Source organism: Leucobacter sp. G161 (assembly GCF_001482305.1).
Taxonomy (GTDB): Bacteria; Actinomycetota; Actinomycetes; order Actinomycetales; family Microbacteriaceae; genus Leucobacter.
Genome location: NZ_LOHP01000061.1, coordinates 55,406 through 70,091, shown reverse-complemented (window position 1 = coordinate 70,091; position 14,686 = coordinate 55,406). Strand labels below are relative to the sequence as shown.

General features: G+C 66.4%; 15 protein-coding genes and 1 tRNA gene. 10 read left to right on the top strand and 6 right to left on the bottom strand.

Annotation, left to right across the window (positions count from 1 at the left end; translation table 11 throughout):
- Nucleotides 1-60: 60 nt before the first annotated feature.
- The 4 genes from AUL38_RS09315 to AUL38_RS09300 all read left to right on the top strand — a co-directional run bounded on the left by AUL38_RS09315 (nt 61) and on the right by AUL38_RS09300 (nt 5,793).
- A complete protein-coding gene (locus AUL38_RS09315; protein ID WP_059061390.1) occupies nt 61-1,221 on the top strand; it encodes a calcium:proton antiporter in 1,161 nt (386 codons plus the stop codon).
- A gap of 59 nt (nt 1,222-1,280) precedes the next feature.
- On the top strand, nt 1,281-1,766 hold the full coding sequence (locus AUL38_RS09310; RefSeq protein WP_059061388.1) for a YbjN domain-containing protein: 486 nt from the start codon (nt 1,281-1,283) through the stop codon (nt 1,764-1,766).
- 63 nt (nt 1,767-1,829) lie between these two features.
- Nucleotides 1,830-3,707 (top strand): HSP90 family protein, encoded by a 1,878-nt coding sequence (locus tag AUL38_RS09305; protein ID WP_059061387.1) that lies wholly within the window; start codon nt 1,830-1,832, stop codon nt 3,705-3,707.
- A gap of 7 nt (nt 3,708-3,714) precedes the next feature.
- Entirely contained in the window at nt 3,715-5,793 is a 2,079-nt protein-coding gene (locus tag AUL38_RS09300) for a hypothetical protein (RefSeq protein WP_059061384.1), read from the top strand.
- Nucleotides 5,794-5,915: 122 nt separating this feature from the next.
- Here AUL38_RS09300 and AUL38_RS09295 read toward each other — a convergent pair whose 3' ends face one another.
- Together AUL38_RS09295 and AUL38_RS09290 are read right to left on the bottom strand one after the other, a co-directional pair.
- Nucleotides 5,916-6,983 (bottom strand): 2,3-butanediol dehydrogenase, encoded by a 1,068-nt coding sequence (locus AUL38_RS09295; RefSeq protein WP_059061381.1) that lies wholly within the window; start codon nt 6,981-6,983, stop codon nt 5,916-5,918.
- A 172-nt stretch (nt 6,984-7,155) separates the two neighbouring features.
- Nucleotides 7,156-7,659 (bottom strand): N-acetyltransferase, encoded by a 504-nt coding sequence (locus AUL38_RS09290; RefSeq protein ID WP_201023725.1) that lies wholly within the window; start codon nt 7,657-7,659, stop codon nt 7,156-7,158.
- A 184-nt stretch (nt 7,660-7,843) separates the two neighbouring features.
- Here AUL38_RS09290 and AUL38_RS09285 point away from each other — a divergent pair, with 184 nt between their 5' ends.
- A complete protein-coding gene (locus AUL38_RS09285; RefSeq protein WP_059061451.1) occupies nt 7,844-8,632 on the top strand; it encodes an AraC family transcriptional regulator in 789 nt (262 codons plus the stop codon).
- Nucleotides 8,633-8,738: 106 nt separating this feature from the next.
- Nucleotides 8,739-9,356: a LysE family translocator gene (locus AUL38_RS09280; protein WP_059061380.1), complete on the top strand. Its 618-nt coding sequence runs from the start codon at nt 8,739-8,741 to the stop codon at nt 9,354-9,356.
- Between the two features lie 13 nt (nt 9,357-9,369).
- On the opposite strand, the gene AUL38_RS09275 is transcribed toward AUL38_RS09280, so the two are convergent.
- On the bottom strand, nt 9,370-9,855 hold the full coding sequence (locus AUL38_RS09275; RefSeq protein ID WP_059061378.1) for a peroxiredoxin: 486 nt from the start codon (nt 9,853-9,855) through the stop codon (nt 9,370-9,372).
- 272 nt (nt 9,856-10,127) lie between these two features.
- On the opposite strand from AUL38_RS09275, the gene AUL38_RS09270 reads away from it, so the two are divergent.
- The gene (locus AUL38_RS09270; protein WP_235590673.1) at nt 10,128-11,222 is read left to right on the top strand and encodes a class I SAM-dependent methyltransferase; all 1,095 of its coding nucleotides are present in this window, start codon (nt 10,128-10,130) and stop codon (nt 11,220-11,222) included.
- A 453-nt stretch (nt 11,223-11,675) separates the two neighbouring features.
- Here AUL38_RS09270 and AUL38_RS09265 read toward each other — a convergent pair whose 3' ends face one another.
- A complete protein-coding gene (locus tag AUL38_RS09265) occupies nt 11,676-12,542 on the bottom strand; it encodes a M23 family metallopeptidase (RefSeq protein WP_059061376.1) in 867 nt (288 codons plus the stop codon).
- Entirely contained in the window at nt 12,539-13,105 is a 567-nt protein-coding gene (locus AUL38_RS09260; RefSeq protein ID WP_059061373.1) for a helix-turn-helix transcriptional regulator, read from the bottom strand. Before AUL38_RS09260 ends, AUL38_RS09265 begins: the two co-directional genes overlap by 4 nt.
- An 80-nt stretch (nt 13,106-13,185) precedes the next feature.
- On the opposite strand from AUL38_RS09260, the gene AUL38_RS09255 reads away from it, so the two are divergent.
- From AUL38_RS09255 to AUL38_RS09245, 3 genes are read left to right on the top strand one after another with little or no spacing between them, the layout of a single operon-like run.
- Complete coding sequence (locus tag AUL38_RS09255; RefSeq protein ID WP_059061371.1) at nt 13,186-13,743, top strand: TetR/AcrR family transcriptional regulator; 558 nt, start codon at nt 13,186-13,188, stop codon at nt 13,741-13,743.
- Nucleotides 13,740-14,093 carry a multidrug efflux SMR transporter gene (locus AUL38_RS09250; RefSeq protein WP_059061369.1) on the top strand — a complete coding sequence of 118 codons (354 nt, stop codon included), beginning with the start codon at nt 13,740-13,742 and terminating at the stop codon, nt 14,091-14,093. Before AUL38_RS09255 ends, AUL38_RS09250 begins: the two co-directional genes overlap by 4 nt.
- On the top strand, nt 14,090-14,404 hold the full coding sequence (locus tag AUL38_RS09245) for a multidrug efflux SMR transporter (RefSeq protein WP_059061367.1): 315 nt from the start codon (nt 14,090-14,092) through the stop codon (nt 14,402-14,404). The genes AUL38_RS09250 and AUL38_RS09245 overlap by 4 nt, the downstream gene beginning before the upstream one ends.
- Before the next feature lie 85 nt (nt 14,405-14,489).
- Here AUL38_RS09245 and AUL38_RS09240 read toward each other — a convergent pair.
- Nucleotides 14,490-14,565, bottom strand: a tRNA-Arg gene (locus AUL38_RS09240).
- Between the last annotated feature and the right edge of the window lie 121 nt (nt 14,566-14,686).

Here is a 14,686-nt window from a genome sequence, read left to right as displayed (position 1 = left end):
CCGGGACGACTCGGCGGCTGTGTGCTGAGTGGGGACGGCCCCGCAGAGGGGTGCATCGTTATGCCCACCACATCAGTTCTCAAGCGGGTACTCACCCCCGCAGCGATCATCAGGCTCGTGCTCGGCTGGGGCGGCTTTCTCGCCCTCACCCTCGCGGGCGGCGCCCTCGACGGCGACCTGTCGACGCCGGTGCTGTTCACCGTGCTCGGGCTGATCGTTGCCGTGATCCTCGCGTCCGCCACCGGCGTCGTTACTGAGGCCGAGCATCTCGCTGAGAGGCTCGGAGACCCGTACGGCACGCTCGTGCTGACGTTGTCGATCGTGCTCATTGAGGTGATCCTCATCTCCGCCGTGATGCTGGGACCGGGGGAGCACGCGACGATCGCCCGCGACTCGGTGATGGCCGTCTCGATGATCATCCTGAACCTCGTTGTCGGGCTGGCACTCCTTGTTGGCGCGATGAAGCACACGAACATGCGCCCGAATAAGACCGGCGTCTCGACGTACCTCTCGCTGCTCGTTGTGCTCGTCACTGTCGCCTTCGCGCTGCCCGCGCTCATCGGTTCGGACGGCTCCTACACGCCAGCCCAGGCGATCCCGATCATCGCGCTCACGGTGGTGCTCTACGCCTTCTTCCTCGTGCGCCAGATGGGCGCGCAGCGCGGCGACTTCCAGGAGGTCGTGGTGGCGACCGCGGGGCCGGGTTCGCAGCCGGCCGGACAGCCCGCGGAGCCCAGCAACCAGCTCGCCGACGCACTCACGCACCACAAGCCCGAGCTCATCGCCCGCAGCCTGCTGCTCGTCGCGATGGTCGTGCCGATCGTGTTGCTCTCGCACGACATGGCCTCCCTGCTCGACGACGGCCTCGACCGGCTCGGGGCCCCGGTAGCGCTCTCAGGGATTCTCATCGCAATGATCGTGTTCCTGCCTGAGACCATCACGGCGATCCGTGCGGCGCTTGCTGGCGAGATCCAGCGCGTGAGCAACCTCTGTCACGGTGCTCTGGTCTCGACCGTGGGCCTCACTATCCCGGCAGTGCTCACTATTGGCCTGCTCACCGGCCAGACGGTCACCCTCGGTGAGGGGCCGACAAACCTACTGCTGCTCGGGGTGTCGCTGCTGCTCACCATGACGACGTTCTCGGGTCGCAGGGTCACCGCGCTGCACGGCGCAGCCCACCTGTTCGTGTTCGTGCTGTACGGGATCACCGTGTTCCAGTAGCGGTCGCCGGGGTCGGAAACTCTTAGACTGGAAGTACCGACCCGAAAGGAACTCGCAGCATGGGATTTTTCACCAAGGACACGCCGGCACCGACTGTTGGGGGCGCGCTGAAGCCGCTCTCGAAGGATCGGATCAAGCACTCACTCGAAGAGGCCGGCTGGTCATATAACGTCGATTCCGACGGTGATATTGGTGGCGGCTGGGAGTACGGTTCGTTCTACTTCTTCGTGAATGGTGAGAACGATGAGCTGTTGTGCGTGCGCGGCTTCTGGCGCGGCGAGCTCGAAGAAAAGCACTACGTCGAGGCACTCGAAACGGTGAACGCGTGGAACCGCGACAAGCTGTGGCCGAAGATGTACGTCGCGCGCGATGACGCCGGAAACGTTCGCGTGAACGCTGAACTCAACGTCGACTACGAGCACGGTCTCACTGACGAACAGCTCACCCAGCACCTGCTGTGCGTCGTGAACACCAGCATGTCCGGCTTCGAGCACCTGAACGAGGTGTTCCCTGACGTCTGGGAGAAGGCGAAACCCAAGGAGTAACGGGGGAGCCCCGCGCGCCACCACCGTCGTCACACAATCACCCGTTTTGAGCTGAGGAATTCCGTGTCCGAACGTTTTCAAGTTGACCTGACCGGCATGGTCGATCTGCTGTCCAGGCACCTGTACTCGGGGCCGCAGGTGTACCTGCGGGAGCTGATCCAGAATGCGGTTGACGCGGTGACCGCGCGGGTGGCGCAGGAGCCGGACGCCCCGGCGCTGATCCGCCTCCGCACAGATGCCGACGGGGCAGGCAACGCGACGCTCGAGGTGAGCGACACCGGCATCGGGCTCACCGCCGATGAGGCGACGGAGCTGCTCGCGACGATTGGCCGTTCCTCCAAACGAGATACCGCCCTGGGCACCGGCCGCAGTGAGTTCATCGGGCAGTTCGGGATCGGCATGCTCGCCGCCTTCATGGTCGCCGAGCAGATCGAGTTCACGTCGCGCTCCGCGAAGCCTGGCTCGGTGCCCGTGCGGTGGCGTGGGCGTGCGGAGGGCACATTCGATGTGGCCGAGCTGCCGGGCGCGGGTGACGAGATCGAGATCGGGACGACCGTGCGACTTACGGCCCGCCGCGACGCCGCGCACTGGCTGGCAAACGACACTGTGCTCGGGCTCGCGCGCGACTACGGGTCGCTGCTGCCCTTCGACGTCGCGGTGCGCGTGCCGGTTGCGGGCGGCACAGGCGAGAGCGGCGGCGGGGGCGGCAAGTGGACCTGGCGCCGCGTGACGGAGCCGGAACTGCCGTGGCGGGTCGAATACCCGAGTGGATCGGCGCGGGCCGCCGCGCTCACCGACTACTGCGAGCGAACCTTCGGATTCACACCCCTCGGACACATCGACCTCGAGTTGCCAGTCGCTGGAGTGACCGGCGCCGCGTTCATTCTGCCGCAGGCCGTCACCCCCGGTTCTGGGCAGCACCGGGTGTACATGAAGCGGATGCTGCTGAGCACCCGCACCGACCGCGTGCTTCCCGACTGGTCGTTCTTTGTGCGAGCCGTCATCGACAGCGATACGCTCTCGCCGACCGCCTCCCGGGAGCAGCTCCACGACGACGAGATCCTGCTCGGTGTGCGCGACGCCCTCGGCGAGCAGATCAAGCGGTGGGCACTCGACACGCTCCGCACGCCGAGCCAGCTCGCTCGCAAGGTCCTGGAGACGCATCATCTTGCGCTGCGGGCGATCGCACTCACCGACCAGGACATGCTCGACCTCGTCGCCGAGGTGCTGCCGTTCGAGACGAGCGACGGCCCGATGACGCTCGCGATGGTCGCAGACGGCGGGGAACTCGTGTACACGTCGACGACTGAGGCATTCCAACGGGTCGCGGCGGTCGCTCGCGCGCAGGGGCTGGTTGTGGTGAACGCTGGCTACGTCTACGACTCTGACATTCTCGCAAAGCTCGCCGCGAAGCCCGGGTGGCAGGTGCGTGAGCTGTCGTCAGCCGATCTCGTACAGGTGCTCGGAATGCCGGGCGTCGAACGTGAGATGGCCGCGGCGGGGGCCCTGAGCGTTGCACGAGGGCTGCTCGCCGACGAAGATTGTGACGCGATCCTCCGCACCTTCGCGCCCGAGACGGTGCCCGCCGTGCTGCTGCGCGATCCTGACGGGGAGCACCGGCGCGATCTGGATCGCGAGCGCAGTGCCTCCCCGGATCTCTGGGACGGCCTGCTCGACTCCTTCGCCGGTGAGAGCCAGGCGCGCACCCGCACACTCGTGCTCAATGACGCCTCGCCTGTCGCCCGGCGGCTCCTCGATTCGCCGGGGAGCGCGGTGTTTGGCGCGGGCCTGCGCTCGCTCTACCTGTCAGCCGTGATGCTCGCCGGTGAGGGCTTGCGCTCTGCTGAATCCGCGGCGCTCTCGGACTCGCTCGGCGTGCTGCTGGACGCAGCGCTCGATGCCCCGCGGCCCGCCCCCGAATCTCCCAGCACCGACTTCTGAGGAACCTATGTCTGTCGCACGCGAACTCCACAACATTCGACACATGCCCTACGGCACCGCTCGCACCGCAGCCGCCGAGGCTGCTGCGAGAAAGGTGGAGGCCGATGGCCCGCGCGAGCACCTCGCGGAGGCGCTGCTTGACCTCGTCGAGGCGTACACCTTCGGTGGGGAAGGACAGAAGTCGTTCGTCGTCTTTGCTCGCACGCTCCGACTGTGGGACGAGAGCCCCGAGCTCTTCGACGAGAGCGACGAACACAACCTGTTCTGGGAGTTCAAATGGATCGCAAGCGATCTTCCCGACTACCCGCAAATCACGCGTGAGCAGGCCGAGGCGTTCCTCGACGATATGCAGCGGCGCTTTGAACTGCAGGGCAGCGGCGTCTCTGCCGTCCTAGCAGCGCGGTTTGGGTGGGCCTGGCAATCGGGTGCGACCGGCGCCGAAGCGGCACGCCTCACCTGGATCACGAGCCCCCGCGACGACTTTGACGACTGCCACGCCTGCGTGATCGGACGGCAAACCGACTTCCTGACCGAACAGGGGCGCTTCGCTGAGGCGTTCGAGCTGGGCCAGAAGCAAGACGGCAACTGCAACATCGAGCCGGCAAAAACGTTCCATGCAACCGCGCTCGCCGCGCTCCACGTTGGGCAGCCAGCCGACGCGTTGAAGTACCACCAGCTCGCGGTCGCGAGCGAGACCCGCGGCAACCGCGACTTGGCTTCTTCACGCGGCCAGAGCTTCGAGCTGCTCGCCCGTGGCGGCCAGCTCGAGCGGGCCCTGCGTGAGCTTCGCGGCGACTACCGTGAGCTGCTCACTGATCCGCCGTCGCCCATGCAGCACCTCCGATTCCTGCTCGGGCTCATCGCCGGCCTGTCGGCAAACCGCGACAGGGGTGAAGGCGCGACGGGTGTGAGCCTGCCTGAGGCTGCAGGCGCTGGCGCCGCCGACGCGACGGTCGCAGAGCTCCATGCCTGGGCGACATCCCGAGCCCGCGAGTACGCTGCGGCGTTCGACGGGCGCTCCGGAACGAGCTACTACAGTGACCTTGTCGAGCGAGCGCTCGCAGCGCAGCGATCCGCCGACGAGTTGCCGGTTGAGACGGGCTCGCAGCTGCCAGCCCTCGTTGCGGAGGCCAGCGCCGACGAACCCGCTCCGATGAACGCTGCCGCCCCGAAAACCGCAAGCGGGGCCACGACGCCAGGTGCACCCTCAGGGATCGCCAGGCTGTGGGCGAAGCTCACCGACCGAAGTGGCGCTGCGTCGAGCGCTGCGGAGTCGAGTGCCGATGCCGATGCCGATGCGGCTGCCGCTCGACCGGAGCCTCCGCTGAGCCCCGAGGGGCTCCTGTCGCGAGCGGAGGAGTCCCTCGCGCGCAAGGACTACGCCGCGGCCGCGCGCGACTACGAAGCTGCGGTCCCCGGGTTTGAGGCCGGCGGATGGCTCGAGCGCGCCGGTCTCGCAGCGGCCGAGGCAGCACAGTGCGCTGCGCTTGACCGTCGCGAGGAGCGCGCGCACGCGAACTTCGGTGTTGCGGTCCCGCTGCTGCGATCGGGCGGGGCCGACGCGGGAACGCTCGCGGCCGTGCTCGCTGCCTGGGCGCCGGTCGCCTCACGCATGAACGACGTGGACACGCAAATTCGCGCGACCGCCGCCGCGCTCGATGGCCACCCCGAATTTGATCCAGCGGGCTTGAGCGATGACCTTGCGGAGCGACGCAGGCAAGAATGGGCGACGGAGCGTGCGACGTTGCGGGACACCCTCGCCCGGTCGCTCGGCGCGACGCGCGGCCGTTCATTCGGGGAAGGTCTCGACGGCGATCGGGCAGCCACGGAGTCACTGCTCGCGGGGGAGGAATTCGCCCAGCTCGGCCTGCTCGCCGACGCCTCGCACGCGTTCTGGCTCGCCGGTATGATCCAGCGTGACCGTGGCGATACTGAGGCCGCGGTGTGGGGGCTCGAGTCTGCATTCGAGGGCTTCACCGCTGCGAAGCAGCGCAAGGATCGGTTGCTCGTCGCAGGCGAACTCATTGAGCTACTCAAGCAGACGGGGCAGTCGGAGCGCGCCGCCGCAATCGTCGAGCAGCTGTAGCGCTGGCCGTCGAGCCTGCCTGCGCTACCAGCGCGTCTCTACCAACGCCTCTCTACCAACGAAGGGGGCGTCGCCGCGAGAAGTTCTCCCGCGGCGACGCCCCCTTCGCTGGTGCAGACGTGTTACTGCATCGAGACGAGGATCTTGACCTCGCTGCGGTCGTGCAGCAGCTTCTCGTAGCCGTCCTTCACGATGTTGTCGACCGTGATCTTGCTCGTGATGAACGGAGCAAGGTCGACGAGGCCCTCGTTGACGAGACGGATCGCTTCCTCGTGATCGTTCGCGTAACCGATGGCGGATCCGAGTACGCGGTCCTGCATCGTCAGCTGCGCGGTGAGGTTGATCTCGTACGGCTTCTGGTGCAGCGCGATGACCTCGAGGCGGCCGCCAGCTCCGAGCGACTCGAACAGCTGGTCGAGCACGACGCCGACGCCCGCGGCGTCGAATGCGAACTCGGCCATTGCGCCGCCGGTCGCCTCGCGGACGACGTCGGCAAGGCTCTCAGCTGAGGGGTCCACGACGATGTCAGCGACGCCGGTCTCCTTCGCCTTCGCGCGGCGCTCGGGCGACACTTCGCTCACGATCGTCTTCAGGCCGTATGCGCGGAGCACAGCGGCGGTGAGCAGCCCGATGGGGCCAGCCCCGCCGACGACAGCGAACTTGCCAGCAGCGGTATCAGCGCCAGCGTGGCGCACCGCGTGCAGCGACACCGCGAGCGGCTCGATGAGGGCAGCCTGGTCGAGCGGCATAGCGCCCACCTTGTGGACCCAGCGCTCTTCGACAACGATGTGCTCGGAGAGCCCGCCACCGAGACCCGAGATACCGATGAAGCCCATCTTCTCGCACAGGTTGTACTTGTTCGCCTTGCACGCGTGGCAGACGCCACACACCATGAGCGGCTCAACAGCGACGTTGTCGCCGACAGCGATGCCGGTCACGCCCTCGCCGACCTCTTGGACAACGCCCGAGAACTCGTGGCCGAAGACCACGGGGAGGGTTTCGCCCGAGATGGGGTGCGGTTCGGCGTCGGTGGGGCCGGGGGCCATCGGGCCGTCGTGGTAGAGGTGCAGATCACTTCCGCAGATACCGTTAAATGCCGGGGCGATCTTCACGGTGCCCGGACGGGTCGTGGGCTCTTCGATCTCCTCGATGCGAACGTCATTCTTGCCGTAGTAGCGTGCTGCTCTCATCTGTTCCTCCTGTAAGACGTGTCTTGTGGACACGTCCAGCCTATGGAGCGCAGATATGACCGAACGCAGACCCGTTCGATAGGCTTGATGCTTACCTACTCACGCATGAATTAGCCCTGTGTACTGCGGCGGGAAACGCGCTCGAGGGCGACTGGAGCATCGCGAATCGAGTCTAGGTTGGGTGCGGTGTGGCGAATCGGTGCATCGCCTCGTCGCCCTCGCCGTCGAGCCCCTCGTAGGTCCAACCAATTGCGGTGAAAAAGGAGTGCGCGCCGGTGTTCTCCTGATCCACAAATGCGATCCAGAAATCCGCTGGCGGATGTTCCGGCCACGCGATCGTCGCATCGATCGCGGAGCGGCCGAGCCCGTACCCGCGACGGGCGGGATCGATCGCGAGGTCCGTGATGCCGTGACCGGAGACCGCGTCTCCCCAGACCACGCCAACGATCGCTATGGGGGCGAGCTGCCCGGTTGCAGGATGCGCGGCTTCAATGACGAGTTGCACGCCCGCGGTGTCTGAGAGCACGTGCTCCAGCCATTCCGTGTCGAGTGGGCCGAGCTCGCGGTCGAGCGTTTCATCCGCAAACCAGCGCTGGATCCACTCCCAATCGGCGCGGTTGATTCGCCTCGCGAGCACGCGGCCCGCGTGGGCCTGAGCCCCCTGCAGCATTGCCATAGTCTGAACGTACCAGGTTGCCGGTGGGCAGGGAAGAGGCGTCCAACCGCCCGCGAGAAGCGGGGAGGCGCGTATCCTGGAGCTCGGACGGAACGCTCGTCCCTGGGGCCGCGACCCGTGCGATGCGCCGTGAGGCTGCACGGGCCTGAGGCTGCGGCGGCACAACGAACGCATGGGAGCACACGTGACCGAGTTTTGGCGCAGTGATGCAATGCCGCAGCTCGAGGCCAGGCGCTCCTGCCAGCAGAACTCGTGCTACCGCAGGCACACCCACGACACGTTCTCGCTCGGCGTCATCGAATCCGGGACCTCGCTATTCAACGCGGGCAGTGAAGAAGTCAGCCGCCTCCACCCAGGCGACGTGATTGCGATTCCGGCCGGCCACGTGCACTCCTGCAACCCGGACGGTGAGCAGTGGCGTTACCAAATGATCCACATGGATGAGCGCTGGGTGTCCGGGCTCGTTCCCGCGACCGCGAACGGCGCGCTCTTCTCCGGTATCAGCGTGCTGCGGCGACCCGGGTTGCGCAGCCGCGTCACTGGATGGAGTGACCTCCTCTTTGCCGGGGCAGCAGCGGCCCGAATCGAGGAAGGGTTGCGCGTGCTCCTCGCGGAGCTCGCCGTCGCAGCGCCTCATCGGTTCATCAGGCGCCGACGCAACCCCGCACTCCTCGACCGGCTCGCGCCCGCGATTGAGCGGCTTGAATACGACGCGACGAATCCGCGACTCGACGATCTGGCCCGCGATGCTGAGATGACGAAGTACCAGCTCATCCGAGAAATGGGGCGGGTCACAGGGCTCGCGCCATTGGCCTGGCGGCAGAACGCCCGCGTCGTGCGAGCGCGACACCTGCTGCGGGCGGGAAACCCCATTGCTGAGACCGCGCACGCGCTGGGGTTTGCTGACCAGAGCCACTTCCACAGGGTTTTCCGTGCGCATGTCGCGGCGTCTCCCGGAGCCTACCGCGGCTGAGCGCCGCAAGAACGTTCAAGACCCCAGGCTCCGCGTCTTCCGATACTGGAGGAGGTCGCTTGCTCAAGTGGCGGCCGTCCGCGGAACGGAGCGAGGGGTATCCAGGATGGAGCAGTTTGCTGTCGTGGCGATCGCTCACATCGTGGCCCTGCTCATACCCGGCGTCGATTTCTTCCTCATTGTCCGGGCAACAACGGCGGGCGGATGGAAGAACGCGTCCGGGGCGTGTGTTGGCATCGCCCTCGCAAACGGCGTCTTTATCACTGGGGCCTTCTCTGGCCTTGCCTTCCTGACCCATCCGGTGCTGCTCGGCGCGATCCAGCTTGCCGGGGGAGCGTTCCTTGTCGTCATGGGCGTCACCTTCTTTCGTACCAATACACCGCTCGATCTTGACGCGGGACCGGCCGTCGAGAGCGCGACCTGGCTGAAGAACCTCGGGTTGGGATTCGCTTCCGGGCTCCTCAACCCCAAGAACGCGCTCTTCTACGTGAGTCTCGCAGCGGCTGTGTCGACAGCCAGCCCCGCAGAACTCACGACCTACGGCCTGTGGATGTTCACAGTGGTGCTTGTCTGGGATCTGTGTGTCGCCCTCGCGTTCGGCTCTCGGCCGGCCCTGGAACGGATGGGGCGACTGCTGCCGTGGTTGACAAAGATCGCCGGCGCTGTGCTCGTGCTGTTCGGTTGCGGCATGCTCGCAACGGTGATCGCTCCGGTCGCGTCGTAGTGGCGGAGCACCGCTACCGCTGCAGCCAGCTCAGCACGTCCTGCGGGTGCGCCGCCGGGTCGGGAATCTCCTCAAACCGGTGCACGAGGGTGCCATCCTTGATGATCAGCGTCGCCCGCCGGTACAGTTCGGCACCCTCAAAGTCGAACGTTTCGAGCCGCAGCGGCCCAGCAAGCGCACGGTTGGTGTCGGACAGTAGCGGGTAGCTCAGGTGGAGACGAGTGCTCGCCTCCAGCTGATACTGCGGATCCTGCGTTGACACCCCAAAGATCCGCGCCCCAAGCTGCGTGAAGTCGTGTGCAAGGTCGCGGAAGCCGCACGATTCGGCGGTGCAGCCGCGAGCGCCGGGCAGCGCCTGCCAAGCTGCGGACGGGCCGCCGGGTGGGCTCGTGCGCGGATATAGGAACACCACACTCGTGCCGCGTTCCGCGCTGAGGTCAACCGTGCCACCAGCCGTCGACGTGAGCGGCGTGGCGGGAACCTGTGGGTGCTCGGGCATAGCTGAGGGTAACACTCGCGCCCAGCCGGGACCATGCCGGGGCGGTGAGGGGCGCCGTGCGGGGAAGCCGCGGTTGCCCCGTTGGTAAGATCTGTACAGTCATGCCACTGTGGCCACGTACGCGCGGCCGAGCGGGGCGAAACCGTACCGAACGAGGTGGATGCTCTATCGCTGATCACGCGCGTGCCGACGCACACATAACCTGGACCGAAGCAGGGCGCCAGATAACAGCGGCGTGGCTATCCGCAAACGAGAAGCCTGCGCCCAAAACGGTGACCGTCGTCGACGATCGGCTCACCGCGGACCAGGCCGTGCGCCACGCCGCACAGGGAACCGCCATGCTCTGGCGCGGTGACTTCCACAATGCCAAGCAACTCCTCAGCGCTATCGACCGGCGCCTCACGAAGGGGGCAAAGGGCGGCAAGGGGGCGAAGAAGTCAGCCTCACGTGGCCCAGAGTCCCCGTCGGAAGAGTTCTACCGGATCCGCCAGGCCCGTGCCCAGCGCTCGCGCATGCTCTCGCTCGTACTCATCCCGCTCGAGTTCGATGGATCCGCCAGTGACACAGGCGCCGCCATCCCGCTGCCCCGTGCCCCACACGTCAGCGATGCCGTCGCGTTTGCATACGCGACCCAGCCTGGCTTCGGTGCGGCGCTCGCCGCAGTGAGTCTGCAGGAACTCACGGGGGTGCTCAGCGCGCACCAGTGGTTCCTGGGCGGAGTCGACGTACCGAGCCTTGGGGCGAAGATCCATCCCCACTACGGCACTTTCCTGCCCACCCGCCACGAGTATGTCGACCTCGTTGCGCAAGCCCCACTGCCCAGCCGCGAGCTCGCGTTTGACATCGGCGTCGGCACTGGTGTGCTCTCGGCAGTGCTTGCGAAGCGTGGCGTCTCGCGGGTCGTTGGCACCGACATCCACCGGCGCGCGGTCGACTGCGCGAACGATAACTTTGCGCGGCTCGGAATCGCGAAGGTCGCGACCGCCCAGCTCGGCAGCATGTTCCCCGACGGGCGAGCGCCGCTCATCGTGTGCAACCCGCCCTGGCTTCCGGGGAGCGCGGCGAGCACACTCGACGCCGCGGTCTACGACCCGGGCAGCCAGATGCTGCTGCAGTTCCTCTCTGGCCTCCCCGAACACTTGAGCGATGGGGGAGAAGGGTGGCTTGTGCTCTCCGACCTCGCCGAGTTGCTCGGGCTGCGCACCCGAGAAATGCTGCTGGAGGCGATCGCCACGGCTGGGCTTGAGGTTGTGGACCGACTGGACACCGTCCCGACGCACCGCCGCGCTCGTGACACCGACGACCTGCTCCACGCCGCACGCTCCCGCGAGGTGACGTCGCTGTGGCGGCTGCGGGTGGCTCGTTAACGCGGCGCTTCACAAATGCTCGACCGCAGTGACGAGGAGCGAGGAGGCGTAACAAGGAGCGTTGACATGTCATGACCTCAGCGAGGTCATGACGTTTCTGCTGCCGATTACTCCTGACTTCGCTGAGGTCATGGCATGTGAGAGATTCAGGCTGGGCGTGCCAGATAGTGTTCGTCGGCATTCACCAGCTCAACTGCACCGCCGCGGACGTTATCGAGACGTCGAGCGGCTACTGCTCCAAGCATCTCGGGGCTTGGGTGACTCAGGGCTATCCCGGAAGCTCCCGAGCAGTGCGTTGGCGACAGCCGCTCGCTGATCTGCGTCGAGGGCAAGCCCCTCTCGGATGAGAGCCGCAGCGTCTGGTGACATGCGGCACGTGTGCGCCGCAAATCCCGGCATTGGGAGATCTCTCAGCCGTGAATGCTCGTGTGCTTTTGGGGCCGCGCAGTGGCTTCACGGGTGACCTTTCCCCTCAGCCGCAATCATGTGTTGCCCGTCAGCGGGCAGCGCCGTGACCTGCGTGAGATCCTCCCCAAGCGTGATGCCCGCGAACGCCATCGGGAGACCCTCGGCCGTCCAGAACGACGCGCGATCCATGAGCTGGGCGTGGACGTGCGGCTCACTGCTGTTACCCGAGTTCCCGCACTCGCCGATCCGTGTACCGGCGGTGATCCTGTCGCCGGCGCGCACTGCGACCGATCCCTGCCGCAGGTGCGCGACCGTCGCGTATGTGCCGTCATCGTTGCGGATCGTCACGTGGTTCCCGACGATGAATCCCGGCCCACCGAGCTGCCGGATCATGCCCTCCATCATGAGGTAGATGAAGCCGGCCGCGTTGGATCTCGCGCGGTGATCCCGCCGCCAGTCCGATGCGCGCACGACAGTTCCGTCAAGCATCGCGAAAACAGGTTCGCCGAATGCGGGGTACGACGTTGCCACCCGCATCGCGGGGCCGCCGAACTCCGGCCGTGCTGTTCCGGTGGGATCGGCGACGAGATCAATCGCGTAGGTCTGGCCGTAGGCGCGGACGCCGTGGCTCGGGGTCTTTGTGGCGGGGCTGTTCAGCGCGATCCAGCGTCCGCTGATTGGTGGGGTGACGGCCCTCGTGGGCCGAGCTGGTAGCCACCGCGGCACCAGGTATGAGAGGAGTGCGGCGCACAGCATCGCCGCGAGCGCGGCAAACAGCAGCACCCGCCAGGCCGCGAGAACGGGCTCCGGCAGAACGACGTTGAGTACGACGACGTTCGCGATGAGGATCACCGCAGCCACGGAGTACATCGGTACCCGCACGCGGTACAGGCCGAACACTGCAGCCCTCATCGCTGCGCACTCATCACGCTGGTGAGCAGCGGCACGACGCGTGCTGCCGGGATCTCGTAGGTGCCGCGGCCGCTCTGTCGAACCCAGCCGGTGGCGACGAGCTGTCGAAGGTGGTGATGGAGTTGCCCGGTTGTGCCGAGGGATGCGATCTGCGCGAGTTCCGACGTCGCACGTACACCGGAGAGAATGTGTCGCAGCAATTCCAGTCGCACCGGGTGCCCGAGCGCGGCGAAGACCGCAGCCTGCTCGGTCCAGTCGGTCTCGAGTATGTCCGCAGTTGCCAGCCCCTCCTGCCAGGCCACGGGTGCGCCATCGGGGAGCGTGAGGGAACCGACGGTCATCACCACGCCGTCAACGGTGGCAGGGTGATCGTGCAGCTTGCTTTGCAACTCGTTGAGCGCCCAGAACGTGTCCTGGTCTTCGGGCGCTGCGGGCGCTGCCGGGGGACGAGTGATGCTCGCAGCGGACGTGTTCACGTCTCGTTCGGCCGCAGCTTCGAGGCGGGTGATGCGCTCGTGTAGCTCGTCAAGTTCGAGTCTGAGGGTAGCCTCTTGGTCGGTCATATTTAGATAGTACGTTAATCCATTCTTGCGTACAAGCTAAGCGTTGCCGGACTTTACCTTCCGGTTGGTAAAGTAGTCACGTGGCAGCAGAAACACCAACCCGAATCATGGAAGCAGCCAAAGAGCTAGTGCGCGAAAACGCCCGAGTCGAGGGCGTTACGCTCTCCCTTGAGTCTGTCGCCAAGCGGGCGGGCCTCACCAAGCCTGGCCTCATGTACTACTTCCCAAATAAAGAAGCCCTGATGGTGGGCCTCGTTGACTTTGCGGCGCGCCACTGGCACGAGCTCTTGCTCGCCGAGGCGGGCGGAAACCCGGGTGAACTGACGGCGTTCGAGCGACACCGGGCATACGTCGAGGTCGCGACGACGGCGGACGTCTCGCGAGCCGACTACTGGATCTTCTCCGACGCGCTCTATCACCCGGTGCTCGCCGGGCCGTGGCAACGGTGGCTCGGCCCGTGGTTCTCGCTCGAGGACGCGCCAGCCGCGGCGCACGGTGCGCTCGCCGCCGCGCGATTCTGCGCAGACGGTGCCTGGATGTCGGAGGCGTCAGGGGTGATGCCGATCGACGACCTTGCGCCCGTCCGTGCGCACGCGCTCGAGCTCATCGCCACCGCAGAGCGCGGGGGAGTGAAGTGAGGGGCTGGCTGCTGCTCTCAGGCGCAATCGTCGCCGAGGTCATTGGCACGCTGTCGCTGCGCGCAATGGTGGATCAGCCGGCCTGGGTGGCGCTGACAGTGGCCGCATACATCGTCGCGTTTGCCCTGCTCGGGCTCGCGCTCCGCACCGGCATGCCCATTGGTGTGGCATACGGCTTCTGGGGCGCCGTCGGTGTCGCACTCGTCGCGCTGCTGGGCGCGCTCGTCTTCGGCGAAGCGCTAAGCGCGCAGGCGATCATCGGGATCGTCGTCATCATCGCCGGAGTCTTCATCGTCGAGACCGGATCACGCCCGACCGCGGAGGCTCACACCGAGGAGGTCCCGGCGTGAGTCTGCTTTGGCTCGCGCTGTCGATTCTCTCCGAGGTAGCCGCGACACTGAGCCTGCGCGCATCGGACGGCTTCCGCAAGAAGCTCTGGCTGATCCCCGTCGTCATCGGATACGGGCTCGCGTTCACGCTCCTTGGGTTCGCGCTCGCCGCCGGAATGCCCGTCCCGGTCGCATACGGGATCTGGACAGCGGTCGGGATCGCGCTCATCGCGGTCTTCGCGCGCGTCGTGTGGAAGGACCCGCTCACCAAACGTATGCTCCTCGGCATCGTCCTCATCATCGTCGGGGTGGTGCTTGTCGAGATGGGGTGAGGCTGTGTGGTGCGGGTCCACTGGGGTCTTGCCTCGCTCGCTCGTCGCATCATGGGCGAGTTTGCCCGTGAGGGAGTGAAGCGTATGGTGCCCCCTGCTGGACTCGAACCAGCGACCGACAGATTAGAAGGCTGTTGCTCTATCCACTGAGCTAAGGAGGCGAACATATCGAGGGTACTACGGTTGCGCTGCCTCGCGTGCCACCTGTTAGTGTGGTGCGGCGATCCTTCGTGTCTTCGGATCCGCTTTGTCCTGCTTGTGGGGGCGTGCACGATGGTAGAG